This window comes from Paracoccus sp. FO-3, from assembly GCF_006386455.1.
Taxonomy (GTDB): Bacteria; Pseudomonadota; Alphaproteobacteria; order Rhodobacterales; family Rhodobacteraceae; genus Paracoccus; species Paracoccus versutus.
In genome coordinates this window covers 1-447 of sequence record NZ_VCBQ01000316.1, presented here as the reverse complement: position 1 = coordinate 447, position 447 = coordinate 1, and the positions used below count along the sequence as shown (strand labels likewise).

Here is a 447-nt window from a genome sequence, read left to right as displayed (position 1 = left end):
GAAGCCGACGGACAGGCCCTTCTGGCAGGCGGCCAGACCAAGGCCGAGCGAGATGTGCGTCTTGCCCGTGCCACTGGGGCCGAGAGCAATAATGTTCTCGCGCCGCTCGATCCATTCGCACCGGGCCAGTTCCAGCACCTGCATCTTGTTGAGCTTCGGGATGGCCGTGAAGTCGAAGCTGTCCAGGCTTTTGACGGCCGGGAACCTGGCGGCCTTGATGCGCCGCTCGACCATCCGCCGTTCCCGGTCGATCAGTTCCAGTTCGACGAGCCGGGCGAGATATCGGACATGGTCCACGCCTTCCGCCGCACATTGCCGGGCCAGTTTCTGGTGTTCTCGCAGGAAGGTCGGCAGTTTCAGCGCCTTGAGGTGATGGGCAAGCAGGATTTCCGGGGCGTCGCTCATGCCACGCCCTCCGCATTGACAGACAGCAGCCGCATGTAGGAG

At 63.5% G+C, this 447-nt stretch carries 1 pseudogene; it reads right to left on the bottom strand.

Going from position 1 to position 447, the window contains the following annotated elements:
• Positions 1–405: pseudogene (istB, locus tag FE811_RS27175) on the bottom strand (IS21-like element ISPve1 family helper ATPase IstB); the annotation flags it as partial.
• Positions 406–447 lie beyond the last annotated feature (42 nt).